1 pseudogene is annotated in these 792 nt (G+C 44.7%); it reads left to right on the forward strand.

Features of this window, described 5'->3' with window-relative positions:
* Window positions 1–80: 80 nt before the first annotated feature.
* Window positions 81–792, forward strand: a pseudogene (locus AAEZ02_RS21725) (hypothetical protein); the annotation flags it as partial.

Below are 792 nucleotides of genomic sequence, written 5' to 3' on the forward strand. Positions count from 1 at the left end.
CTTCCGCAGAGCTGGCTAGATTTATCAGAGGTCACAAAAGTTTAGCTATTGATACGGCGAGTCAGTCTATGGCCGCCGATATGGATAAGCAAACAGCCGAACTCTATGAGAAACAACGCAGTGTGATGCTTGAAGGGCTGAGTATGGGAGCAATACCCTTATCAGCTTCAACACCTATGTTAAGTGGAAATGACACTTGTATAACGGTTGCACTCGATCCTGCCGATGTTGGACAACCTCAAGAATATGATTGGGAGCAAGGTTCTCAAAATGTCAGTGTAACCGTATCGGGTGAAGGCTGGCCTAAAAATGGTCAAAGCGCTCGTCAAAATGCAGAAATGGACGCATTACAGCGCGCTATTTCGCAAGTTGTCGGTGTTTGGTTAACTCAGCAACATGCGCAATCGTCAAAAATGACGATGACAATTACCGATGATAGTGAGTCAACTCAAATGCAAGAGTTGATCGGTCAACAATTGGTCAGTCACAGTGAAGGCTTAGTAAAAGAATGGCAGACATTAGACAGCCAACCGCTTAGTAAAAACGGCATTCAAGTGACTATCCATGCCGTTGTCGAAAAAGCCCCGCTTATTCAACAAGTTTCACACCTACTTAATGCCATAGGTTCTCCACGGGTACAGGTTATTGCCCCTGAACCGTTAAAGACAGAGTTGCTGACTTGGCTTGGTGAGCAAGGAATTGAAGTAGGCGCAGCAGCCAGCTTAACTATTTTAGCTAATGCTGATGTGGTTGAAATTGGTAATAACAGACGGTTACACCTCAATATAGATG

It is taken from the genome of Shewanella sp. T24-MNA-CIBAN-0130 (assembly GCF_040310185.1).
Taxonomy (GTDB): Bacteria; Pseudomonadota; Gammaproteobacteria; order Enterobacterales; family Shewanellaceae; genus Shewanella; species Shewanella psychromarinicola.